Here is a 22089-nt window from a genome sequence, read left to right as displayed (position 1 = left end):
GCAAGACAGTCCATTCTACTTTGCGAACTGTTGCTGGTTTGTCCTTGCTCTGGCTCGCAAAGCTGACACAACGCAGTTCCCTTCAGACGCATTTTCAATTATCCCCGCTCTCGAATCCAAAGCCAGGCTGCTGTGTGAACAGCATGCACTCGAAGGAGTGTTCACGTGGTTTCGTATTAACCCTTGGACAGCCTATTGAAGTTGAAACCATAGGACGTAATACGTCATGCTTTCCAAGCAAAAAAAAACACATCTGGCTTTGCTTGTTTTTTCTTTTCCCAAAGGGCCGCTTTGGGTCGATTAGCGACCTCCACGCATTGCGACGTGAGTTCTTGGCAACTGGGTCAATTCGGCGTCGGCGACAACAGGATCGAACTCAATGCGCTTGGTTTTTCGTTCAATGGTTGTCTTGATAGGCACCCAACGCAGAGCAATGGCGGCATCTGAAGAGGTAGGCGGTAGGGCCGTGGTCCTTGTCCAGTGCACTGAAGAACGTGTTCCATTGAGGTCCATCCTCCAGCCCCGTCGCGTCCTGTACGGCAGTCATTGCTTCTGCCCCTAATGCAAGCAGCTCGGCATGGCCTGCCTTGCCGATGAACTCGCCTGCGTCATTGCAATGGGTAAACCATCGTTCCTGCTGCCAGCCATTAAAACCGGGTGTGCGCTGGCTCAACTCGGCGACCTGCGCTTCATCAAGTTCTTCTTCAGCGTCCAGACCAATGCAGTCTTCATCGACAAAGGTTGCGCTGAGCCGTTGGTGGGCGCTCCCATCGGCAATGCACCAGGGACAGATGCAGGCTTCGTAATCTTCGACGGCGTATACCGGCCCCACATAGATGTAGCCGCGAGCCTGGTCGCAGCTGATGCAGGTGTTTGTGGAGGGATTTACCGAGCCGCTGGTAACAGGGTCTGGGTGGTAGGTGAACTGTGGCAGATTCATTGGAAGGTCCTTGATCCAAAGTCATGCCCTGAGCCGGAAGCGTTAGCGCACATCGCAGTATTCTTCCTTGAACTTGAGGGCAATTGGGTAACACCAGTCAGATTGCGAACTGTGGTGATGGTTCAAAATGCCTTTATCTACATCGATACATCACCCGTCCGAGTGTTGCTCCAGCCAGGACTTGAATTCGCCGGCCTGCTCAGGGGTGTTCAACGCACAAATCCAGGCGATTTCCTCAGGTGCGCTTTCAAAGTCAGATACTGAAAACACATGGATGGCGTGCTCGAAAGTCGAGCCAGTGAGCTTTTGCATGGCTGCCACACATAACGCAAAAACCTGTCTGCGATGCTGTTCGAAATTTTCCCGGGAGCTTGCGTCGGCCATGCTCCACAGCGTTTTCGACAGGTCCGCGAAGAAGTGTCCGCCAAAGGCTTCGTGGCTCCACTCGGCGGGAGACCACTTGAAGTACTGGCGGTCATCGGGGTTTTCAGCCTGCACACGTGCCAGGTGGTCTTTGGTATTAAAGGCCGGCGCCAGGCTTCGCGCATCGGCGTCTGAATACAACGCGAATCCGCAGACCTCGGCGTTCGGGAAGTCCTTGCGAAATTGTTCGATTGCCTTGAGGGACGCTTCCTGAATCTTTCGTTGAAGACGTTCGCTACTGAAGCTCAACATCGGGCTTCTCGCTGTACGGGTCATGAGTCGTCGCCAGGCTTGAGCACGATGAACGCATCGTTCTGGTAATAGTATTTAAACGCTATGAAGTAATCATCCAGTGTGGCTTGGACCCGTTGTTGGTTCGTGTTGGAAATAACATCCTCGATCATGGCCGTTTCCAACGTTTCCACCCAGCCTTCATTGAGTACCTGCGGTGGCAGGTGTTCGTTGGAGTCGGCAGGGAAATCCCGACTGTCCAGTGAGAACGCGCCGAGTGTGTCCAGCGTCCACCCGGTATTAGGCAAGTAGAACCAGGCATTGGGCATGTGCTCGATCTGCTGTAGAACTTCGCGGATGCTGTAAGTGTTCATAGGATCCTCATGACGGGTTGCTCAATGATGTGGTCCAGCGCCGGTGATGGGCGGGATTAGCCCACAACTTCTTTGATCAAGGCATCCATGGATGAAAAGGACAGCCCATCGGTGATGGATGGGCACCCCGAGTCCAGCAGATAAAAACGCTCTATCGCCGATCTGTCCACCAGTATCAGCCGGCCGCCTGAGTCATCACCGATCAACAGATATCCGGGGAAGTACTCTGCTGTTTCGTATGTCTGTTGACGCTCGGCTATTTCATCCGTCGAATAAATCTTCACGAGTTCTTCGATCATCGCGCCGTCGCAGGACGACCAGAATCCGGTTATCCATGAGCCCGGTTTGATGGATAGCTGTTGCACTGCCCGGGTGATTTTTTCGACCCCGGCAGGCGGATTTTTTTCTGTGTAACGCACGTTCATTCGGATGCACCAGATAAAGGATTTCTACAGCTGCCGGGGCAGGGCCTCACGCCGTGCCAACGAAAAAAATACCCGGCGCCTTGGCCTGACTGTCTTTTTTACGAAGGTAAAGATACGCAACCGCATCGGTCAGATAAAACAGATCAGTAAAGGGTGCCTGGAAATCATTTGAGTAAAACTGACAGAAAAATGCGTAGTCGACGGCAAGTTGCGGAGGCAGTTCAGCCCACTTCGGTGGCACTATGGCGACCAGAGAACAAAGCGGGATATCGTGCTCGGCCAGTACTTTTTCTCTGAGCATGACCGCGACTTGGGGAATACCCGGAACAGGACTGTGCAGCTCATGGTCGCAACCTGAGACCACTGCGGTATAGCCACTCACCTGCGAGCCCGATTTCGATATAGCGCCGTCGTAAGTGATGTTGTCCAGGAAGTACGCCGAAGGGCTGTAGGTGGAGAACACGTACAACAAGCCGTCCGAGGGCAGGCACTGAGCAGCGGTGCAGTCGAAGGCCTGACGGCAGTCGATGGTGGCGACCAGTGTCAGCGGGTCACCGTCGGGGTTGATCGGCCACTGTTCAATTCGCGCGACTTGCCCTCCCAGGGAAATGCCGCTGGTCGCTGCCGTATGCTCCTTCGAGAACTGCATTTCCAATACAGATGCCATGACTTCCCTGGTTGCCGAGTGGTTATCTTTAGCGCAACTGATGCATCGCCCCGGCTCAAGGCCGGTTGAGACATGGGCTGGCGGCGTCGCGGGTGAAACTGCGCTCTTGGGCCACGGCCGAGTCATAGCATTCGACGGTCATTTTTACGCCCCTGCTATAAACAGTTTGATTATGCCATCGGTGTAATTGATCGTCCGGTCCCTTTGGGGGCGAAGACTAAAATATATCGACAATGACCGTCCGCTTCTGGCCGATTTCTGCCTGTCGCGAAGGGCAGCAAACGGCCCAGAGTGTGTAAAAACGCAATGGCTGCGGTGCAGTAATCGGTAGCTCTTCACTGCACTGAAGACTTGTAGGGGCCTCAACCAAGCCAAATTGGTGTTACTGGTTTTGCTTGGGGTTTTAGCCCCCGGAGCACATGCCAGATGCACTATCAGGCCGCTAAAAAGGCCTCAGGCCTTCATCGCCGCCATCAAGGCATCGCTGCCCAACAGCCGCAACACGCGTTTGAGGTTATAGGCGAGCACATGCAGGCTCATCTCGGTACTCACTCGGCCTAGGGTTCTGATAAGGAAATGCGTGGCGCCCATCCAGGACTTCAATGTGCCGAAGGTATGCTCAACCGTTTGGCGCCGGATGCGCATCATTTCTGGCGCTTGATCAAGGCGACTTTGCATCGCCTCGAGTACTGATTCATGCTCCCAGCGGCTAACTCGCCGCTCAGAACTGGGCGTGCACTGCTGCTTCAACGTGCAACTCTTACAGTGTGAGCTCCAGTAACGATGGAACTTCAGCCCTTTCTCAACGTGTGAAAAACGCCAGATCAAGCTTTGCCCAGCAGGGCATCGATACTCGTTCATTGATGCGTCATAGATGAAATCATCTTTGCCGAAACGGCCAGCCGCTGTCGCTCCCGAGGTCACCGTCTTGGGTACGAAAACGGTGACTCCAGCCTCATGGCACGCGAGAATTTCTTCACCCTTGAAATACCCTCTGTCTGCGACTGCCGACAGTTCTTCGACACCCATGGCCGCTCGGGCATGCATGGCCATAGAACTCAGTTGGTCTCGATCAACACCATCATTCGTTACTTCGTGCGCCACGATCAGGTGGTGCTTCGCATCGACCGCCGTTTGAACGTTGTAGCCGACCATTCCGGTTCCGCGCGTTTTCATTGATCGAGCATCAGGATCGGTTAGCGAGATCTGTTTATCCGGTGTTTGGTTTAGCTGTACCTCGATTTCCTTGAGCTCCTGCATCTTGGCTTTTAAGGCCGCGATCTTGTCATGGAGCCGTTCGGCTTTGACCTGGGCAACGGAAGGCTCGCGACGGTCTGCGGTATCGAGTGCTGTCAGATAGCGATTGATACTGGACTCAATTTCCTCCATTCGCCGCTTAAGCTTGGCGCTGGTGAAGTTCCGATCCCGATTGTTGACCGCCTTGAACTTGCTGCCGTCGATGGCAACGAGCGCTTCCGAGAACAATCCCAGTTGCTGGCACAGCACCACAAATTGACGGCAGACTCCCCGGATTGCCTTGCCATTGTCTTTGCGGAAATTGGCGATGGTTTTGAAGTCGGGCATCAAGCGACCAGTTAGCCACATCAATTCGATGTTGCGCTGGGCTTCTCGTTCCAGGCGCCGGCTTGATTGAATGCGGTTGAGGTAGCCGTAAATGTAGATTTTCAGCAGGATCTCAGGGTGGTAAGCAGGCCGACCAGTATCGGCTGGAATGACACCTTCAAAACCCAGCTTGGCTAGGTCAAGTTCGTCGACAAAGACGTCGACTACACGCACCGGATTGGTATCTCTGACGTAGTCGTCGAGGCTCTCGGGGAAGTAAGGTGCCTTGGCCTCGATGTTCACCTTGGATAAAGCGCTTCATGGGCGATCCCTGCGATGAAATCCTCAGAAATCATAGCAAGGGTTCACGAAGGCGTTTTTCACACTCTGGGCCAGAAGCGGACACTCGACACTCCAGCTAATGGTCTGAGAAAGTACCGATCACACCCGCCACAGTGCTCGCGAAGGATTTCATGCCATGGATTGCCCCCCCACACTTTACACCAGCCGCCTGATCCTCACGCCGCTTCAACTGACTGATGCGGCGGCGGTGCAGCAGTTGTTCCCCCAATGGGAGGTCGTCCGATATCTGGACAGCCGCGTCCCATGGCCATATCCGCAGGATGGCGGGCTGATTTACGTGCGCGATATGGCTCTACCCGCCATGGCCGCGGGACGAGAGTGGCACTGGATGATTCGCACGCTCGCTCAACCTGAGCGCAGCATCGGTAGCATCAGCCTGTATGACCAGCCTGGCAACCACAGAGGCTTCTGGCTCGCCCCGCAGTATCAGGGGAACGGCTACATGCGCGAAGCCTGCAAGGTCATCAACGCCTACTGGTTCGAAACATTATTGCGCCCGGTCATGCAGGTGCCCAAGGCCGTCGCCAACCACGCTTCGCGCAAGGTGTCCCAACATGAAGGCATGCGCATGATCGAGACACGGGAAGGACGTTTTGTCTCCGGGGCCATGCAGGTTGAAGTATGGGAGATGACGCGAAGCGAGTGGCTCGCCGCAAGGACTGAATCTTGACCTGGTTTTCTGTCAATGCGAGCTACAGGCCCCTATCGGCCCAGACTGTGTAAAAACTCTCACGGGGGCTCGACTGGTTAAAAACGACCAAAAAATTGCGAGCCTATGTAAATTTCAGGTCTGTTGACCCCACGCGCTTTTCTAGATTGACATAGGAGCGCGCACTTCGATTTTTGGTCGGCGTTTTTACACACTCTGGGCCAAAAGCGGCCCTTGGACAACCTGATGGCGAAACAGTAGCTTATGCAGCGAGACTGACAAGAAACACTCGGCAGCGGGACTCACTTCCCATACCGTGTTTCACTTGAAGGATGTTAAGAAATGGGACCGAAAACCGAAGAACTGATCTGCGTTCTTGATCAGCTTGCAGCAATGCTTGAGAGCGATGGAGATACTCACTGGAGCCTGTGGATGCGTAAGGCAAGAGCATGCTTAATGGATTCTGATTACTCCGGAATTGAGTACCTACAGTCAGCCTATGGCGGAATGGGCTCATTCAATGATCTCATTCTTGGTCAAAGCCATGACAATGGCGTCCTTTGCTGGAAGCCGGGCCATGTTGAGCTAAACGAAAAATTCGATGAATTACGCAATGAAGCCGCGAAGCTCTCCGATTTCATAAAGCGAAATACATAGAGGGGCGCGGTTATCAAACTACGTTATTCAAAGGGGTCAGGCCGGCCACCGGCGCATCTCACTTTGATCAGCTCCGTAGACTCAGTAACGGGCAATCTGGTGTTTGCCTACACGGAAGTCGGGGAGCACAGAGTGCATTACACATCACATGCCGAGCTGTTGTGCATGCTCAACATCCTTTTGCGTCAGCGCGTGCCCATTGCTGTCGGAGGCATGCTCCCGGGACCTGCCGACGAAGTCGACATGTTAATAGCGAACGAAGTACTTGAAGGCCCCTACATAGAACTGTCCTGGTCCGGTCCCCAGCAATGGACTCTGCGCGAAATCGACTCCACCACTGCTGAATGGCAGCCAGTACCTGATGCTCAAAGTATGGCGAATGTGTCATTCGATCCGAAGTCCCTGAAACGCTCTGGCTGAATTGGCTAAGAAATTAATACAAGTTCGGGCAGTTCTTCGCTTCTGGCCGCAATCGCCTGCGGTCGCGACAGACAGCATTGGGTCGGTTGTTGCCCTTTGCGACATGCAGCAATCGGCCCAGGCTGTGTAAAAACGTGCACTGAGATCGACCCGAGAAAAAATCGACCTCCTGTAATCGCGTATACGCCACGATCGCCTATTAGTTAAGGGGTCAAACACCCCTAAAACTTCCAGAACTTACGTTTTTACACAGCCTGGGCCAAAAGCGGACGGTCAAGCGCCTCTTTGAAGCAGGATAAGAGATGTAGCACCGTGAGAAAATCAGTTGCTGCCCTTCTTGAGTTGCCGTTGCCTCTGCAGCTCTCTCTTCAACCAGGTGCTGGCCGGTTCCACGACTTCTGAACATCGCACCTCATAGGCGCGGCCACTCATACTGCTTTTAGTGGCAGCAAGCTCGATGAAGTCTTCTGCGCTGTGCACCTTGTTCTTGTCTTCGAGATAATCCAGCTTCTTCTGCAGATGCGCCCGAGCCCGGGAACCTGGGTATTGGTTTCCATTGCGCACAAACTGACACTCACTGTGTTCGACAAAGTCCAGCAAGCCTTTTATCTCTTGATTGACTTGAGGTGTGCGCAGAACTTGCCCTTCAGTGACGATGGCGAAAAGGCTGATACCCGCGGCCATTATCAAGCGGCTGATCAGCAGAGCCGTGCGCCTCATCCACATCTGCATGATTAACTCCAGTGCTCAACGTTGGCTATAACATCTTCTCCAGCCCAATCGTGCTGCTCAGCCACGAATTGAAGCGTCGCCACCAACTCCCTGGCTCCGTGGTCAATGTATGCGGTTTGCCGTTGTCCTCGGTAACCCAGACCAACTGGTTCTTTTCCAGCAGGACATGATAGCTGAGGGGAGGTGACATACCTTCCAGGGCCAGTTCGCGCACCCGTCCGGCAAGTTGCGGATTATCCACCAACACCCCGACTTCGGTGTTCCACAGTATTGAGCGCGAGTCAAAATTGAACGAGCCGATGAACGCTTTCTGCTGGTCGAAAATCATCGCCTTGGTATGCAGGCTGGAGTCGGAACTATTGGAGGATCCGCTGTGGAACAGGCGCGGTCCGCTGTCGCTGTTGCCATTGTCGCCGGACTGGCGGCGCAATTCGAACAACTGCACACCATGCTTGAGCAAGGTTTTGCGATAAGGCGCGTAACCACCGTGTGCAGCGGGTACATCGGTGGCTTCCAGTGAGTTGGTCAGCAAGCTGATCGACACGCCGGCGTCGGCACGACTGGTCAGGTACACCACGCCGGGTTGGCCAGGCACCATGTAGGCTGAAACCATGATCAGTTCCTTGGTGACCCCGTTCAGCTCGGGTGCCAACTGAGTAGTCAAAAGCAAGTACGGGGGTGGTTCGCCTTCCGACAAGACCTTACTCGGTGCATCCCACATCGCAATGTTCCAGGCCCAGATCAGTTCCCCGCGCCAGACATGCAGGCGAGGATGAGTGGTGTAGCTCATCAATTGTTGGTAGAGCGCGTGATTCTGGATGCGCGTTTCTTCCAGGGATTCGTCCAGCCGGGTCCGCGTATTCTTCAGGTCCTTGGTTGTCGGCATGGTCCAGAGGAACTGCTCGATCGGCTTGCTCAGGGCACTGTTCCAGTACTGGTCAAAACTATGTCCCAGTTGTTCTGCAACCGGTCCGACACTGAGCATGTCGATGTCGGTGAAATTCTTGTTGGGTTCGGCATCGAAATACTCGTCCCCCAGGTTGCGCCCCCCGACGATGGCCACGCTGTTGTCCACCACCCACAATTTGTTGTGCATGCGCCGGTGTTGTTGCGACAGGTTGAACAGCCGGCCCATTGTTCGCGTCACGACGGTGCTGCGGCCCAGGTGCAGCGGATTGAATACCCGGATCTGAATCTTGGGGTGCGCAGCCAGCGACGCGATAATTCGGTCCAGGTCATCGCTGGTGGTGTCATCGAGCAGTATCCGCACGCGGACTCCGCGGTCGGCGGCGTCGAGCAGTTCGCTCACCAGTATCCGCGTACTGATACCGTCGTGAACGATGTAGTACTGCAAGTCGAGGCTGCGTTGAGCGTTGCGAATCAGTTCGGCGCGGGCGTTGAACGCTTCAGCGCTATCGGATAGCAAGCGAAAGCCCGACTGGCCTTGATGCGGGGCTGCCTGGGCCTGGATAGACCGCCCGAATGGCGAGTCGCTTGCAGGCAAGGCTTGACTGGGTATGTGAGGGGCGTTGGGGGTCGTACAGCCACCAAACAGCAAGGTGAGCAACAGCAGAGCAAGCAGGGGCTGTTTGATTCCCACGGAGCGTACTCCGAGTAATGCGATCAGGGATGCCGGGTCCCGAAGAATGGTCGGTTGGTGCCACCAGCACTGCGGTGGTTTCGACCTTGCGCACTGTTTCTTCGATCTGCGGATTTGTTTTTGGAGAGTAGTTCATCCCGGTGGCAATTGCGGTGTTTGCATGACGCGCAAAAGAGGGTGTCGCCAGCAATCGACAAGAAAAAAATCAACTGCCAAAGCTTATGAAAATGACAGAGCGACGCATTTTCATGGCAGCGCAGACACAGGTGTCCAGCGCGCAGGTTTAGTCAGGGAGAGCTGGTGAACCGCGAGAGAATCAGGTGCTAACTAAATTGCGAGTTTCTGCGCAACTGCGCCGGACTCACACCCAGGCGCTGCCTGAACACAGTCGCCATGTGCGCCTGGGAGTTGAAACCGCAACGGTAGGCGATTTCCGTCAGCGTGGCGGTCGAGTCGCGCATCAGGGCGCGGGCTTTGGCGAGACGTCGGTCGATCAGGTAACTGTGCGGGCTATTGCCGGTGGCACGTTTGAATGCCCGCATGAAGTAGCCTTCGGACAAGCCCAGCAATTGCGCCATTGCCTGAACTCCCAGCGGGCCATCGAGGCCAGCGTCAATGAACTCATCGAGCAAACGCAGGCGATTGCCGGTTATCGCGTCAGCGCTCGGGGTTGCGCATTTGGTGTTAGCCGTCGTCCTTTGCGCCAAGGCGAGCGCCCAGGCCTCCCAGTCATCCTCCACGGATGCCCGCAACAAGGCGCTGCGCAGTCGCAGGGCGAGGTTCGTGGCTTGCGGGTCGATGCGGTTGTTGAAGGCACGGTCGCCCGCCAGCGCGATACCGTCAGTGCGCAGCACTCGCAGGTACTCGCCGCCCCTTGGGGATTCGGATAAAACGTCACACCCGGCAGGTACAAACGCCAGGCCGTTAGGCACGGCATTGAAGGGCAGTACCCGGTCGCTGCCGATTGCGTGCACGCCTCGCTGGCTGTCGTAGGCAAAGCCAATCGCCGATTGAGGCGCGACATAGCGGGTCGCGTAGGCGCAGCCGGGGAGCAATTCGATCAGCCACGGCCCGACTTCGACACGGCGAACCGGTTCAGGCGGTGGGGGTGACGGTTGGCGGTTTCGATGGCTCATGAAAACCATACTAATCAACCGCGGGTAGAAAAGTCAGGTCAGTTTTCTGAAAGCCGGTAGAGGGCGGCGTATCTACACTGGGCAAAACCTCAGGGGAGCAACTCATGCACAGACTGACTCGCGACGACATCGAACAAGCGGCCCAACGTGTTTATCAGGTCATGCCTGCCACTGCCCAATACCCTTGGCCCTTGCTGGCGCAACGGTTGGGTTGCACGGTGTGGGTCAAGCATGAAAACCACACGCCGACCGGTGCGTTCAAGGTGCGCGGTGGCATTACCTTCATGCATTGGCTTAAACGCGAGCATCCCGATGTGCAGGGCATCGTCAGCGCCACCCGAGGCAATCATGGACAAAGCCTGGCACTGGCGGCAGGTGCGGTGGGCTTGCGCGCCTTGATCGTCGTGCCGCAAGGCAATTCCCTGGAAAAGAACAACGCCATGCGCGGCTTCGGCGGCGAAGTGGTGGAGTATGGCCGCGATTTCGATGAGGCCCGCGAAGAGGCTGCACGCCTGGCACAGGCCCAAGGCCTGTACCTGGTGCCGCCGTTCCATCCTGAGCTGGTCAAAGGCGTGGCCACCTATGCGCTGGAGCTGTTCAAGGCTGCGCCGGACCTGGATAGCGTCTACGTGCCGATCGGCTGTGGTTCGGGGATTTGCGCAGTAATCGCCGCCCGTGATGCGCTGGGTTTGAAGACTGAAGTGGTGGGCGTGGTGTCCAGCGAAGCTGCCGCCGCGAAGTTATCGTTCGACACGGGAGCAATATGCGAAACCGCCTCGGCCGATACCTTTGCCGACGGCCTGGCGGTGCGCAAACCGATTGCTGAAGCCTTTGCTGTGTACGCCCAAGGCGCGGCGCGAATCGTATCGGTCAATGATCAGCAGATTGCCGAGGCCATGCGGGTGTATTACACCGACACCCACAACCTCGCCGAAGGGGCGGGCGCAGCGGCCCTGGCGGCGCTCATGCAGGAGTGTGAAGCGATGCAGGGAAAACGGGTTGGCGTGATTCTGTCCGGCGCCAACGTCGACCAATCGGTGTTTGCGAACGTGATTGGGTAAAGCAGTGCCTGGGCAAGTGTATCGCTGTGTATCCGCAGCCCTTGTTCGGAGACTGGCTTACAAATGCCCTGCAAGCCGATACATCCTGGATACACGGTTGCAGTCAAATAGCCCTGCCTTAGCGAGAAAGCAGATGCGCCTCGCACCACGGCTTATCGCCCTTAGTGGCAATGACCTTAGCGGCCTGGCCGCACACAGTATCCGGAGAATCACCATGTCCCGTATGTCGAACAAATCCCGTATTGGCCTGATCGCTGTTGCACTGGCCGGCAGCATGAATCTGGCATCGACCGCATTCGCTGCCGACGCTCTGCCTCAGGGCTATCAGCTGGCCTCGGCGGAAAAAACCAGTGAAGGCAAATGTGGTGAAGGCAAATGCGGTGCCGACGAAGCTGGCGCGAAAGTGACCAAGGCTGGCGAAGGCAAGTGTGGTGAAGGCAAATGCGGCGACGCTTCGTTCGCCCGTACCGACACCGATCACGATGGCCGCGTTTCGCTCAAGGAACTGCTGACCGTAGCCCCGCAAGGTGGTGAAGAATTCAAGGCGATGGACACCAACAACGACGGTTTCCTCTCCGAAGGCGAGGTCTACAAGTTCCGCACCAATCAATACACCTCCAACGGCAAGAAAGTACCGACCGAACTGTTCACCAAGATGAGCAAGGCCCAAGGCTGATCACTCGACACAGCTGTAAAAAAACCTCCCCGGGTTTGTGCCCGGGGAGGTTTTTTTATGTCTGGTGAAGTGCCAAGTCAGACGAACGCGCTTCGATAGGCAAACAGCCCGGGCAAGCCGCCAGTCATGACAAACAACAGGTTACTGCCCTGCGGGAATTCACCTCGGCCAATAGCGGCCAGCAGTCCGGCAAACGCCTTGCCACCGTAAACGGGATCGGTGAGCAAGCCTTCTGTTGAAGCCAGCAGGCGCACGGCTTCCAGCATCGCGTCGGTGGGCGCACCGTAGGCGTCGCCGCGTTGGCTGCCGTCGACGTTGATTGTGCTTTCAACCAGTGTTGCGGTGGGATCGAGCAGGTGCAAGGTCTGCCGGGTTTTTTCAAGCGTCGTGGCCAGCGCTTGTTGTTCGTCTGCCAATACCGAGTAACCGACAACCTGCGTTGCCGAGCGGGCGAGCGTCATGCCAGCCAGCAAGCCCGAGTGGGTTCCGGCACTGCCATTGGGCACGATGATCCGTTCGAACCGCAGGTCCAATGCGTCAGCCTGATGCAGGATCTCGGCTGCGCATGCGGCGTAACCCAGGGCGCCCCGGGGACTGGACCCGCCCAATGGCATGACAAAGGGCTTTTTCCCCAATTCCCTGAGCTTTGCCACCAACTCGGCGGCGTAGGCATCCGCGGTCACGCCCCGCGCCAGTCGGTGCACGCTGGCGCCAAACAGATCGTCCAGCAGAACATTGCCGTTGTGGCAGAAATCGTTATCGGTGCGCACCGCTGACGGCGTCAGAATCAGTTCGCATGCCAGGCCATGGCGTGCGGCGACCGCGGCGGTCAGCCGCGCATGATTGGATTGAAAACCACCCCAGGTCACCAGCGTATCGGCGTTTTCGGCCAAGGCTTGCCCCAGCAGAAACTCCAGTTTGCGTAACTTGTTGCCGCCACCGCCGAGGCCGGTGAGGTCATCGCGTTTGACGTAGACGTTGCACCCATTGAGTTCGGGCAACTGGCTCAGGCGGGTCAGTTTCTGGATCGGTGTCGGGCCTTCGAGCAAAGTCACCCGTGGGTAGGCAGCCAGCGCGGCATCAAGATGATTCAAGTCGTGGGGCATGGAGTTTCGCTCGTGGAGGGAAAGAACGCAGTGCATCGGCCACTGTAAAAAAGCCCGGGGGTGAAGATATAGGGTGGTTGCGGAATTACTGTTGATACACGGTGTAACTAACGGAGCGTGTGTCCGCCTTATCTGTAAGAAAGATAACCGATACCTGTTTAATTCGTTTATTAAGATATCTTGCGCGCGCGTACAGTCGGCCCAACTGAAGAAAGAGGGCCAGACGATGAACACTGTGAAGTCAATCACGACCGGTATCGCGTCACCACCCGCCAGCGTCTGGCGCGGAACGGTGGCCGGTTTTTCGGCCAGCCTCGTGGGGATCGGCCTGGCGCGATTTGCCTACACGCCGTTGCTGCCAGCGCTGGTCGGGGCGCATTGGTTCGACGCTTCCCGGGCGGCCTACCTGGGGGCGGCGAACCTTGCCGGCTACCTGGCGGGAGCGATTTTCGGCCGCTCACTGGCGGCGAAAACCTCAACCCGATTTACCCTGCGGGCGATGATGCTACTGGCAAGCATCGCGTTTTTTGCCTGCGCCTGGCCGGTGTCTTTCGCCTGGTTTTTTGCCTGGCGTTTTCTTTCGGGCGTTGCCGGCGGGGCCTTGATGGTCCTCGCCGCGCCAACGGTCCTGGCCCACGTTCCGCCATCCCGCCGAGGCCTGGCCGGTGGCCTGATCTTCATGGGCGTGGGCGTCGGAATCGCGGCTTCGGGGACGCTGGTGCCATTGTTGTTGCAGCAGGGTCTTGAACAGACCTGGCTCGGCCTCGGCCTGATCTCCCTGTTGCTGACAGTGCTGGCCTGGTGGGGATGGCCGACCGCGGATGCCCCGGTCAGCGGCACCTCACATCCGCGTCACTTTGCCGCTAACCGCACACTCAAGGCGCTGTATGCCGAATACGCACTCAACGCTGCCGGTTGGGTGCCACACATGATTTTCCTGGTGGATTTCGTCGCTCGCGGCCTGGGCCAGGGTTTGCAAACCGGTGCGCAATATTGGGTGCTGTTCGGCATCGGCGCGACCGTCGGGCCGTTGTTGGCCGGGCTGCTGGCGGATCGGGTCGGCTTCGGTCGCGCATTGCGAGTGTCGTTCATCATCGAGGCCGTTTGCGTCGCAGTCCCGGCTTTCGGGGTTGGCAGTGTCTGGCTGATGGCTTCCAGTGTCATCGTCGGCGCCTTTGTCACCGGAACCGTGCCGTTGGTACTGGGCCGCGTGCATGAAATTCTCGCCCATCATCCGGCTCGACAGACGTCAGCCTGGCAAACCGCCACAGTCGGATTTGCACTGTTCCAGGCCGTCGCCGCTTATGGCCTGTCGTTCCTGTTTTCCTCCAGTGGCGGCAATTACAGTCTGCTGTTTCTCATCGGCACGCTGGCCATGTTGCTGGCCTTCGTCATCGATGTGCTGGCGGCTTTCCAGCGTCCGACAGCGGAGCCTCTGGTGAAATGAATTATGCCGAGCGCAATCGACTTTACTGGCGTCGCAATCTTGCCGTTTGTGTGTTCGGTTCGTTCACCACGCTGGTGAGCCTGAGCATGCTGTTGCCGTTCCTGCCGCTCTATGTGCAACAACTGGGCGTGACCAGCCAGGCCGATGTGGTGCAGTGGTCCGCCGTGGCGTTCGGCGCAACGTTCTTTGGCACGGCGATTACCGCGCCGCTGTGGGGGCGGCTGGCCGATCGTTTCGGGCGCAAGCCAATGCTGGTGCGAGCGGCCATCGGCATGGCCATCGTCATGTCGCTGATCGGCCTGGCACGGGACGTCACCGATCTGGTTGCACTGCGACTGATCGCCGGGCTGATCGGCGGCTATGCGTCAGCCTCTATCGTCATGATCGGTTCCCAGGTGCCGAGGGAAAAGGCCGGTTGGTCCTTGGGCGTGCTGTCGACAGGGGCGTTGTCCGGTAATTTGATCGGGCCGCTGGTGGGCGGATTCCTGCCGCAATGGGTAGGCATTCGCGGCACGTTTTTCGTCGGTGGCGCGATGATTGCGCTGGCGGCGGTCACCACCATCGCGCTCATCCGCGAGGACTTCAATCGGGCTCGTGATGGTGCTCGACGAGTCGACAACAATCAGGCACCGGATGAACGTTCCCGATGGCCTGTCATCGGCGCACTGTTGCTGACCGCAATGATGGTGTTGCTGGCCAACATGTCGATCGAGCCGATCATCACCGTTTACATTGGTCACCTTGGCGTCGCCCTGGATGAGCAGGCGCGGATTGCTGGTGTGGTGATGGCCTGTTCGGCGCTGGGCAGTATCTTGACCGCCGCCAGGCTGGGGGCACTGGCCGACCGGGTCGGTAGCTGGAATGTGATCATTGGCTGCTTGCTGCTGACTGGCCTGCTGATGGTCCCTCAAGCGTACGTCACGCAATGGTGGCAACTGGCGGTGTTACGCGGGCTCATGGGCATGAGCATTGCCGGGCTGCTGCCGGCCATTGCCAAGCTGATCCGCCATTCGGTGGCGGAACACAACACCGGCAAAATTCTCGGTTACCTGCAATCGGCGCAGTTTTCCGGGCAGGTGATCGGGCCATTGATCGGTGGCCAGATCGGCGCGCATTTTGGCTTGCACCAGGTGTTTTTGCTGACCGCCGCGCTGCTGGTGTTGTGCGCCGCCGTCAACGGCTGGGTGAAAACCCGTTTGATTGCGGTGCCCGTCGTTACAGCGCGGCAGTGACGCCTTCCACGCGCACACTGTGCAGAAAGGTCGCCAGCGCACTGGAAAAATAGCCGTCGAGGCGGCGCACGAACACTGTCTCCACGTGAGCCAGTTCCGCGGGCAGTTCGTGCACCGCCACCAGGCCCGCGCGCGCCGCGTCGGCGATGACGCCTCTGGGCAAAAGCGTGATGCCGACGCCGGCGGAAACGCAGGCAATGATGGCTTCGATCGAGCCGAATTCCAGCGGCTCGGGAGCCAGCACGCCGAGCTGGGTCAGCAGCGTGTCCAGGCGTTGCCGATAGGAGCAGCCAAGGCGAAATACCACGGTCTTGAGATTCTCGACCAAGGCGACATCGTCGATGCGCAGCATCGTTGGTGAAGTGATCAGCACCAGTTCTTCGCGAAAGGCGACTTCAGTGTGCAGTTCCGGGTGATTGACCGGCCCGACCACGAACGCCCCCTCCAGCTTACAGTCGAGGACGTCCTGGATCAGGCTGCACGTGGTGCCGGTGCGCACCACCGGGCGGACCTCGGGATAGGCCTTGGCGAACCGGGCGATCAGCTGTGGCAAACGTAACGCGAGGGTGGTTTCCAGCGTGCCGATTTCCATCACGCCTTTGGGATGGCCGTCATCGCGGGCAGCGCTGGAGGCGTCGGTCAGCAGTTTCGACAAGCGGGCGGCGAAAGGCAGGATGCGGCGGCCGGCGGGCGTCACCTGCACGCCTTTGGCGCTGCGCTGGAACAACGCAACCCCGAGCTCGTCTTCCAGCGAGCGAATCCTCGAAGAAACATTCGACTGCACGGTGTTCAGTTCGGAGGCGGCCTTGTTCATGCTGCCGTGGCGTGCCACCGCGTCCACCACCTTGAGATCCGCTACATCCATCGACATCACCTATCTCAAAAAGTAATAGCCATTGCTATGGCTAACGCTACAAGGAGATTAGAGACGAGGTCCATTGAAGACAAGTGAAACGACGCTTTAGATTCACCAAAAACGATCAACGGAATCATTAATGATCATTTTACATGATCACCTGCCAGGCATAGGTTGAAGGGGCACAGATACCGCAGCCAGTGGCGGATCGAGTCTGAATCTGAGGCTGTGGAACAACAATAACGCAACCACTGCTACACGGAGTCAACGTGAATCATGCAACCGAGTCAGCCAGAATTCGCAACCACCCCCGGTACAAGGATTTGGTCTCACGGCAGCGACGGTTCGTCACCTGCCTGACCGCCGCAACCCTTGTCCCGTACTTCACGTTCATCCTCGTCGCCGCTTTCGCTCCCCAACTATTAGCGACGAAGGTTTCCGCCACCAGCATCATCAGCATCGGTTGGCCTTTGGGTGCGGTGTTCATCGTCGGGGCCTGGTTGTTTACCGGGCTCTATATTCATCGTGCCAACGGTGAATTCGATGACCTGACCGCAGAAATCCGCGCGGGGGCCATCGTATGAAACGCCTGCTCGTGAACCTCATCCTTCCGGTTCTGTTGTGCGTATTCGCCGCGCGCGCCATGGCCGGCGACGTCATCCAGAACGTCGAAAAACAACCGATCAACATCACGGCGATCAGCATGTTCCTGGTCTTCGTCGTGACGACCCTGGGCATCACCTATTGGGCTGCGTCCAAGACCAAATCCATGGACGATTTCTACACCGCCGGCGGTGGTATCAGCGGTTTCCAGAATGGCCTGGCACTGGCCGGTGACTACATGTCGGCGGCGGCGTTGCTGGGGGTCACCAGCATGATCTTCTTCAACGGCTTCGACGGTGTGCTGTATTCGATCAGCTTCTTTGTCGCCTGGCCACTGTTGTTGTTTCTGTTCGCCGAGCGCATCCGCAATCTGGGGCGTATCACCATTTCCGACATCGCCTCGTTTCGTCTCGACCAAAACCGCATCCGCACTCTGACCGCTTTCGGCTCGCTGACGGTGGTGTGCTTTTATCTGGTGGTGCAGATGGTGGGGGCAGGGCAGCTGATTCAGCTGTTGTTCGGCCTGCCTTACAACTATGCAGTGATTGCCGTCGGCCTGTTGATGGCGGTGTACGTGACGTTTGGTGGCATGGTTGCGACGACGTGGGTGCAGATCATCAAGGCCGGGTTGTTGCTGGTAGGCGGCACGCTATTGGCCTTTCTGGCGCTCAGCAAATTCGGCTTTTCCTTCGATCTGCTGTTCGAAAAAGCCGTGGCTGCGCACCACGATGGCGAACGGATTCTGCTGCCGAGCAAACTGGTGGCCGATCCGCTGTCGTTGATTTCGCTCGCATTGGGATTGGTGTTCGGCACGGCCGGACTGCCGCACATCCTCATGCGCTTCTTTACCGTGCCCGACGCCAAGCAGGCGCGCAAATCGGTGTTCGTCGCCACGGGGTTCATTGGCTTTTTCTACCTGATTGTCGCGGTGCTTGGGTTGGCTGCCATTGTCATCGTCGGACAGGATCCGGCCTTTTACGAAGGCGGCAATCTGGCGGGCAAGTTAATCGGCGGCGGCAACATGCCGGTGATGCACCTGGCCAAAGCCGTGGGTGGCGATCTGTTGCTTGGCTTCATTTCCGCCGTGGCGTTCGCAACGATTCTGGCGGTGGTGTCCGGGCTGACCATGGCGGGCACATCGGCGATTTCCCATGACCTGTATGTGATGGTAGTCCGCAAGGGCAAAGCCGATGCCAGCGACGAGCGTCGCGTGTCGCGTATCGCTTCGGTGGGCATCGGTATCGTCGCGGTGGTGCTGGGGATTCTGTTCAAGGACCAGAACATCGCGTTCCTCGTGGCGCTGACGTTTGGCGTGGCCGCGTCGGTCAACTTCCCGATTCTGGTGCTCTCTATGTACTGGAAAGGACTGACCACCCGCGGTGCGCTGATCGGCGGGGTCGCTGGTTTGGTGAGCGCGGTCGGGCTGGTCGTGCTCTCGCCGGCGGTGTGGGTCAAGGTGCTGGGCAATGCCGAAGCGATCTTTCCCTACGACTACCCGGCGATCATCTCGATGAACGTGGCGTTCTTCTTCACCTGGCTGGGCTCCGTCACCGACCGCAGTCACGGTGCAGTGCTTGAGCGCGAGCGTTTCGACGACCAGTTGATCCGTGCCCAGACCGGGCTCGGGGCCGCCCAGGCGGTCAATCACTGAGATCGTCGCGGCGACTTTTCCCTTCCTGATTTGCGACCTCTGCAAAAGGAGTCAGCCATGCAACTTAGAGACAATGGCTTGAGATTTTCACCCATCACCGTGGCCTTGCACTGGGTCGTGGCGTTTTCCCTGCTGGCGATCTTCGGCCTGCAACTGTTGATCAATATCGCCGCCAGCGAAGCCCTGCAACTGCAACTCGGCAGGCTGCAAAACCTGGTGGGCCTGGTGCTGTTTCTCGTCTCGATCTATCGATTCTGGGCGCGGATCACTTCGTACCATCCACTGCCGGTGGGCACGCCGAACCCTATCGAAGTGATCATCAGTCGCTCGGTGGCGGTGTCGCTGGCCCTGGCGATGGTGCTGCTGCCGATTGCGGTCTGGGCTTCACGATGCGCAGCCGGTGAAGTGGTGGAATTGCCGGGTGGGTGGTGGATTCCGAGCATCCTGCCGGTCAATGAGTCACTCAAGCATGTGGTCGATGTGCTGTTCAACATCGGCGCCTCGGCGTTTCTCGCCGGCCTGGCGCTGCACATTTTCGGCGCGGTCAAAAATCACTTTCTCCTGAAGAACAACACGCTCAAGCGGATGCTGGGCAAACATGTGGAGCTGTGAGTCATGAACCAGGACAGACTTGATTTTGCCGGTAACGCCATTACCCGGCTCTGCGGCGTTCAGTACCCGATCTTCCTCGGCGGCATGGCGGCCATTTCCGGGCCGCAACTGGTAGCTGCCGTGGCCAATGCGGGGGGGATGGGGGTCCTTGGCGGCTTGCGTCTGCCGCCACTGACCTTGCGTCGCTGGATACAGGAAACCCGTGCCCTGACTGACCGACCTTTCGGCGTGAACCTGGTGCCGCAATTCGGTGGCCCGGATGTGTTCGAAGCGCAGTTCCAGGTGATCCTCCAGGAAAAGCCCAAACTGTTGTCGCTGTTTTATGCCGAGAAGTATGCCGCCGACATGATCCCCCGGGCCAAGGACGCCGGGCTGATCGTGATGGTGCAAGCGGGGTCGGTGGAACTGGCCAACATCGCCATTGCCCAGGGTGCGGACATCATCATCGCCCAGGGCAGTGAGAGTGGCGGGCATCTCAATCGCGGCACGATCGGCATCATGCCGTTGTTGACCTCGATCCTTGCGGTTTGCGAAGGCCGGCCGGTTCTGGCAGCGGGCGGCATCGCCCAGGGTGACGACGTCCGGGCGCTGATGTCGCTGGGTGCAAGCGGGGTGGTGGTGGGCACCGCGTTCATCGCCACCGATGAATCCAATGCCCATCCGCTGTACAAACAGAAAATCGTCGAGGCGACCACGGACGACACCGAGTACCGTACCGGTTACTCATTTGGCTGGACCTACGGCACACCCCATCGAGTGATTCCCAATCGGGATAAATGGAACCTGTTGCGTTTCATCGGCGGCGGCGCCCGGGCCATCGACAAGCCAAGGATGGCCGAGAAACTGTCGCTGTATGCGGGGCAGGGCGTGGGCAAGATCCACAGCGTTGTGCCGGCGGCGGAGCGTGTGGCGGAGTTGGCGCGGGGTTTGGAGCGGCTACCGGTCGCCGAGCTTGCCGCGACCGGGCGGTTCTTGCAGGAGCCGAGAAGGACACTCGGCTGGCAGTAGCAGATTCAACATCACCGCTGACTGACGCAAAGCCTTCGCGAGCAGGCTCGCTCCTACACTGGATTTTTGCCAGGCACAAAATTTGTGTGCAGCGCAGATCCCCTGTGGGAGCCAGCCTGCTGGCGATGACGATGGCAAATCCAACATCACCGTTGACTGACCCCGCGCTATCGCGAGCAGGCTCGCTCCTACAGGTTTTGATTCACGCCACCGCCGGCCGGGCGATCTGTTGTTGTGCCAAGCCGATGAAGGCACTCATCGCCGAGGTGATCATCGTGTCGTTACGGCGAATGAACACCGTGGAGACATTGGCGAATTCCGCTGGCAGTGTGTGGCAGCGGATCGCATGGCGCACGCTGCAATTTTCTGCGATGGACTTGGGCAACAGGGTTACGCCCATTCCCGCGGCGACGCACGACAGGATACCGTCGAGCGTACCCAGTTCCATGATCTGGTTCGGCACAAGGCCGACCTGATAAAACCAGTTCTCCAGCGTCGAGCGATAGAAGCACCCGGTGCGAAACACCAGCACGGTTTGCTGAGGCATTTTTTCGATGAGGGCGGGCAGGGTTTCAAACTGATTGCTGCTGACCAGCACCAGTTCTTCGGTGAACACCTCTTCCTGGGCCAGCGCCGAATTCTGATGAAATCCGCCGACAAATGCGCCATCGAGCCGATGCGCTTCAATCGCCTTGATCAACTCCACCGTGGTGCCCGTCAGCAGCGATAACTGCACGTCGGGGAACTGTTCGCGGTACTTGGTCAACACTTGCGGCAAGCGGATGGCGGCGGTTGTCTCCATCGAGCCCAATCGCAACAAGCCCGTCGGGCTGCCGGTGTCCATCAATGCGCTGCGGCTTTCCTCGGTCAGTTGCAGAATGCGGCGGGCGTAACCCAGGAAAGTTTCGCCCGCCGAGGTCAGCACCACGCCGGACTTCTTGCGGATGAACAGCTCGCGATTGAGCTCTGCTTCCAACTCTTTGACGCGCATGGTGACATTGGATTGCACCGTATTCACCTGCACAGCCGCGGCGGTGAAACTCCCCAGTTCAGCCACGGCGCAGAAAATCTTCAGCTGGCGCATTTCCATGATCGTTACCACCCATCATATAAAGTGATTGTGAACATATTTAATGATCACTTTACGAGCATTTCAGCGAATTAGTAAAGTGCTCGAAACGTTATGAAACGAGCGCAGTCCGCCGATGAAACTGACTTCAAACATTGAACATGTCTTCGCAGGAGGCTTGGCTGTCTTGCAGCCCGAAGGCCAGCAAACCGGCATCTACAAGCAACGCCGTGAAGGGCCGGTGCGTGTAGAGAGACAAGGGATTGTCGGCGATCAGCATGGTGACAGCCGCGTGCACGGCGGTCCGGAAAAAGCCGTTCATCAGTATGCGGCGCAACACTATGCGCGCTTGGCTGAAGCGTTCCCTGGCAGTGCCTCTGAGTTGAAGGCGGGCAGTCTCGGGGAAAACCTCTCTGCACTCGGGCTGTGTGAGGTCAGCGTGCACATCGGTGATGTGTTCCAGGTCGGCAGCGCGGTGTTGCAGGTGTCGCAACCGCGCAGCCCTTGTTGGAAGATCAATCACCGGTTTGATGCTGAGCACATGTCGATGTTTGTCGCCAGGGAACGCATCACTGGGTGGTATTACCG

At 57.9% G+C, this 22089-nt stretch carries 23 protein-coding genes and 1 pseudogene; 12 read left to right on the top strand and 12 right to left on the bottom strand.

The features are described 5' to 3' along the window. Positions 1-397: 397 nt before the first annotated feature. From D8U69_RS08195 to D8U69_RS08170, 6 genes and pseudogenes are all read right to left on the bottom strand, one after another. On the bottom strand, positions 398-940 hold the full coding sequence (locus D8U69_RS08195; protein ID WP_130904554.1) for a CbrC family protein: 543 nt from the start codon (positions 938-940) through the stop codon (positions 398-400). A 150-nt stretch (positions 941-1090) separates the two neighbouring features. Next, positions 1091-1615 (bottom strand): DUF4303 domain-containing protein, encoded by a 525-nt coding sequence (locus D8U69_RS08190; RefSeq protein ID WP_177434276.1) that lies wholly within the window; start codon positions 1613-1615, stop codon positions 1091-1093. 20 nt (positions 1616-1635) lie between these two features. After that, complete coding sequence (locus tag D8U69_RS08185) at positions 1636-1968, bottom strand: hypothetical protein (protein ID WP_130904552.1); 333 nt, start codon at positions 1966-1968, stop codon at positions 1636-1638. 56 nt (positions 1969-2024) lie between these two features. Then, positions 2025-2393: a hypothetical protein gene (locus D8U69_RS08180; RefSeq protein WP_130904551.1), complete on the bottom strand. Its 369-nt coding sequence runs from the start codon at positions 2391-2393 to the stop codon at positions 2025-2027. Between the two features lie 46 nt (positions 2394-2439). Further along, positions 2440-3186 carry a DUF1963 domain-containing protein gene (locus tag D8U69_RS08175; RefSeq protein ID WP_130904550.1) on the bottom strand — a complete coding sequence of 249 codons (747 nt, stop codon included), beginning with the start codon at positions 3184-3186 and terminating at the stop codon, positions 2440-2442. A gap of 327 nt (positions 3187-3513) precedes the next feature. Continuing rightward, positions 3514-4945, bottom strand: a pseudogene (locus D8U69_RS08170) (IS1182 family transposase). A 156-nt stretch (positions 4946-5101) separates the two neighbouring features. On the opposite strand from D8U69_RS08170, the gene D8U69_RS08165 reads away from it, so the two are divergent. From D8U69_RS08165 to D8U69_RS08155, 3 genes are all read left to right on the top strand, one after another. Continuing rightward, a complete protein-coding gene (locus D8U69_RS08165; protein WP_130907084.1) occupies positions 5102-5656 on the top strand; it encodes a GNAT family N-acetyltransferase in 555 nt (184 codons plus the stop codon). A gap of 321 nt (positions 5657-5977) precedes the next feature. Next, positions 5978-6292, top strand: coding sequence for a hypothetical protein (locus D8U69_RS08160; protein WP_130907083.1), 315 nt, complete (start codon positions 5978-5980; stop codon positions 6290-6292). A 132-nt stretch (positions 6293-6424) separates the two neighbouring features. Beyond that, positions 6425-6712, top strand: coding sequence for a hypothetical protein (locus D8U69_RS08155; RefSeq protein ID WP_241667746.1), 288 nt, complete (start codon positions 6425-6427; stop codon positions 6710-6712). Positions 6713-7033: 321 nt separating this feature from the next. Here D8U69_RS08155 and D8U69_RS08150 read toward each other — a convergent pair whose 3' ends face one another. From D8U69_RS08150 to D8U69_RS08140, 3 genes are all read right to left on the bottom strand, one after another. Next, entirely contained in the window at positions 7034-7444 is a 411-nt protein-coding gene (locus D8U69_RS08150; protein ID WP_130904548.1) for a DUF5329 domain-containing protein, read from the bottom strand. 25 nt (positions 7445-7469) lie between these two features. Beyond that, complete coding sequence (locus tag D8U69_RS08145) at positions 7470-9044, bottom strand: phospholipase D family protein (RefSeq protein WP_130907081.1); 1575 nt, start codon at positions 9042-9044, stop codon at positions 7470-7472. 323 nt (positions 9045-9367) lie between these two features. Next, a complete protein-coding gene (locus D8U69_RS08140; RefSeq protein WP_130904546.1) occupies positions 9368-10189 on the bottom strand; it encodes an AraC family transcriptional regulator in 822 nt (273 codons plus the stop codon). A 95-nt stretch (positions 10190-10284) separates the two neighbouring features. Between D8U69_RS08140 and D8U69_RS08135 the strand changes: the two genes are divergently transcribed. Both D8U69_RS08135 and D8U69_RS08130 read left to right on the top strand, forming a co-directional pair. Continuing rightward, positions 10285-11241, top strand: coding sequence for a threonine dehydratase (locus D8U69_RS08135; RefSeq protein ID WP_130904545.1), 957 nt, complete (start codon positions 10285-10287; stop codon positions 11239-11241). A gap of 214 nt (positions 11242-11455) precedes the next feature. Next, positions 11456-11917, top strand: coding sequence for a hypothetical protein (locus D8U69_RS08130; protein WP_056856622.1), 462 nt, complete (start codon positions 11456-11458; stop codon positions 11915-11917). A gap of 77 nt (positions 11918-11994) precedes the next feature. Here the strand turns inward: D8U69_RS08130 and D8U69_RS08125 are convergent, their stop codons facing one another. Further along, on the bottom strand, positions 11995-13023 hold the full coding sequence (locus D8U69_RS08125; protein ID WP_130907080.1) for a D-cysteine desulfhydrase family protein: 1029 nt from the start codon (positions 13021-13023) through the stop codon (positions 11995-11997). Positions 13024-13249: 226 nt separating this feature from the next. On the opposite strand from D8U69_RS08125, the gene D8U69_RS08120 reads away from it, so the two are divergent. Next, entirely contained in the window at positions 13250-14470 is a 1221-nt protein-coding gene (locus D8U69_RS08120) for a YbfB/YjiJ family MFS transporter (protein ID WP_130907079.1), read from the top strand. Beyond that, on the top strand, positions 14467-15702 hold the full coding sequence (locus tag D8U69_RS08115; RefSeq protein WP_130907078.1) for an MFS transporter: 1236 nt from the start codon (positions 14467-14469) through the stop codon (positions 15700-15702). The genes D8U69_RS08120 and D8U69_RS08115 overlap by 4 nt, the downstream gene beginning before the upstream one ends. Here the strand turns inward: D8U69_RS08115 and D8U69_RS08110 are convergent. Then, entirely contained in the window at positions 15686-16567 is an 882-nt protein-coding gene (locus D8U69_RS08110; RefSeq protein ID WP_130907077.1) for a LysR family transcriptional regulator, read from the bottom strand. The genes D8U69_RS08115 and D8U69_RS08110 overlap by 17 nt on opposite strands. Before the next feature lie 260 nt (positions 16568-16827). Between D8U69_RS08110 and D8U69_RS08105 the strand changes: the two genes are divergently transcribed. The 4 genes from D8U69_RS08105 to D8U69_RS08090 are packed head-to-tail and all read left to right on the top strand — an operon-like array spanning position 16828 to position 20432. Continuing rightward, positions 16828-17142 (top strand): DUF485 domain-containing protein, encoded by a 315-nt coding sequence (locus tag D8U69_RS08105; RefSeq protein WP_056856618.1) that lies wholly within the window; start codon positions 16828-16830, stop codon positions 17140-17142. Further along, positions 17139-18812: a cation acetate symporter gene (locus tag D8U69_RS08100; protein ID WP_130904540.1), complete on the top strand. Its 1674-nt coding sequence runs from the start codon at positions 17139-17141 to the stop codon at positions 18810-18812. The genes D8U69_RS08105 and D8U69_RS08100 overlap by 4 nt, the downstream gene beginning before the upstream one ends. A gap of 57 nt (positions 18813-18869) precedes the next feature. Beyond that, entirely contained in the window at positions 18870-19424 is a 555-nt protein-coding gene (locus tag D8U69_RS08095; RefSeq protein ID WP_130904539.1) for a cytochrome b/b6 domain-containing protein, read from the top strand. 3 nt (positions 19425-19427) lie between these two features. Next, on the top strand, positions 19428-20432 hold the full coding sequence (locus D8U69_RS08090; RefSeq protein ID WP_130907076.1) for a nitronate monooxygenase: 1005 nt from the start codon (positions 19428-19430) through the stop codon (positions 20430-20432). 202 nt (positions 20433-20634) lie between these two features. Here the strand turns inward: D8U69_RS08090 and D8U69_RS08085 are convergent, their stop codons facing one another. After that, complete coding sequence (locus D8U69_RS08085) at positions 20635-21522, bottom strand: LysR family transcriptional regulator (RefSeq protein ID WP_056856614.1); 888 nt, start codon at positions 21520-21522, stop codon at positions 20635-20637. 115 nt (positions 21523-21637) lie between these two features. On the opposite strand from D8U69_RS08085, the gene D8U69_RS08080 reads away from it, so the two are divergent. Then, positions 21638-22089: MOSC domain-containing protein (locus D8U69_RS08080; RefSeq protein ID WP_130907075.1), on the top strand; the 452-nt coding region annotated here is incomplete at its 3' end.

The sequence above is a fragment of the Pseudomonas sp. Sample_16 genome (genome assembly GCF_004307665.1).
GTDB lineage: Bacteria > Pseudomonadota > Gammaproteobacteria > Pseudomonadales > Pseudomonadaceae > Aquipseudomonas.
This window is presented reverse-complemented; position numbering and strand designations above follow the sequence as displayed.

Excerpts from the sequence above, each read along its gene's own strand:
- D8U69_RS08195 (WP_130904554.1), bottom strand. The coding sequence starts at position 940 with ATGAATCTGCCACAGTTCACCTACCACCCAGACCCTGTTACCAGCGGC.
- D8U69_RS08190 (WP_177434276.1), bottom strand. The coding sequence starts at position 1,615 with ATGTTGAGCTTCAGTAGCGAACGTCTTCAACGAAAGATTCAGGAAGCG.
- D8U69_RS08185 (WP_130904552.1), bottom strand. The coding sequence starts at position 1,968 with ATGAACACTTACAGCATCCGCGAAGTTCTACAGCAGATCGAGCACATG.
- D8U69_RS08180 (WP_130904551.1), bottom strand. The coding sequence starts at position 2,393 with ATGAACGTGCGTTACACAGAAAAAAATCCGCCTGCCGGGGTCGAAAAA.
- D8U69_RS08175 (WP_130904550.1), bottom strand. The coding sequence starts at position 3,186 with ATGACTCGGCCGTGGCCCAAGAGCGCAGTTTCACCCGCGACGCCGCCA.
- D8U69_RS08165 (WP_130907084.1), top strand. The coding sequence starts at position 5,102 with ATGGATTGCCCCCCCACACTTTACACCAGCCGCCTGATCCTCACGCCG.
- D8U69_RS08160 (WP_130907083.1), top strand. The coding sequence starts at position 5,978 with ATGGGACCGAAAACCGAAGAACTGATCTGCGTTCTTGATCAGCTTGCA.
- D8U69_RS08150 (WP_130904548.1), bottom strand. The coding sequence starts at position 7,444 with ATGCAGATGTGGATGAGGCGCACGGCTCTGCTGATCAGCCGCTTGATA.
- D8U69_RS08140 (WP_130904546.1), bottom strand. The coding sequence starts at position 10,189 with ATGGTTTTCATGAGCCATCGAAACCGCCAACCGTCACCCCCACCGCCT.
- D8U69_RS08135 (WP_130904545.1), top strand. The coding sequence starts at position 10,285 with ATGCACAGACTGACTCGCGACGACATCGAACAAGCGGCCCAACGTGTT.
- D8U69_RS08130 (WP_056856622.1), top strand. The coding sequence starts at position 11,456 with ATGTCCCGTATGTCGAACAAATCCCGTATTGGCCTGATCGCTGTTGCA.
- D8U69_RS08125 (WP_130907080.1), bottom strand. The coding sequence starts at position 13,023 with ATGCCCCACGACTTGAATCATCTTGATGCCGCGCTGGCTGCCTACCCA.
- D8U69_RS08120 (WP_130907079.1), top strand. The coding sequence starts at position 13,250 with ATGAACACTGTGAAGTCAATCACGACCGGTATCGCGTCACCACCCGCC.
- D8U69_RS08115 (WP_130907078.1), top strand. The coding sequence starts at position 14,467 with ATGAATTATGCCGAGCGCAATCGACTTTACTGGCGTCGCAATCTTGCC.
- D8U69_RS08110 (WP_130907077.1), bottom strand. The coding sequence starts at position 16,567 with ATGGATGTAGCGGATCTCAAGGTGGTGGACGCGGTGGCACGCCACGGC.
- D8U69_RS08100 (WP_130904540.1), top strand. The coding sequence starts at position 17,139 with ATGAAACGCCTGCTCGTGAACCTCATCCTTCCGGTTCTGTTGTGCGTA.
- D8U69_RS08095 (WP_130904539.1), top strand. The coding sequence starts at position 18,870 with ATGCAACTTAGAGACAATGGCTTGAGATTTTCACCCATCACCGTGGCC.
- D8U69_RS08090 (WP_130907076.1), top strand. The coding sequence starts at position 19,428 with ATGAACCAGGACAGACTTGATTTTGCCGGTAACGCCATTACCCGGCTC.
- D8U69_RS08085 (WP_056856614.1), bottom strand. The coding sequence starts at position 21,522 with ATGGAAATGCGCCAGCTGAAGATTTTCTGCGCCGTGGCTGAACTGGGG.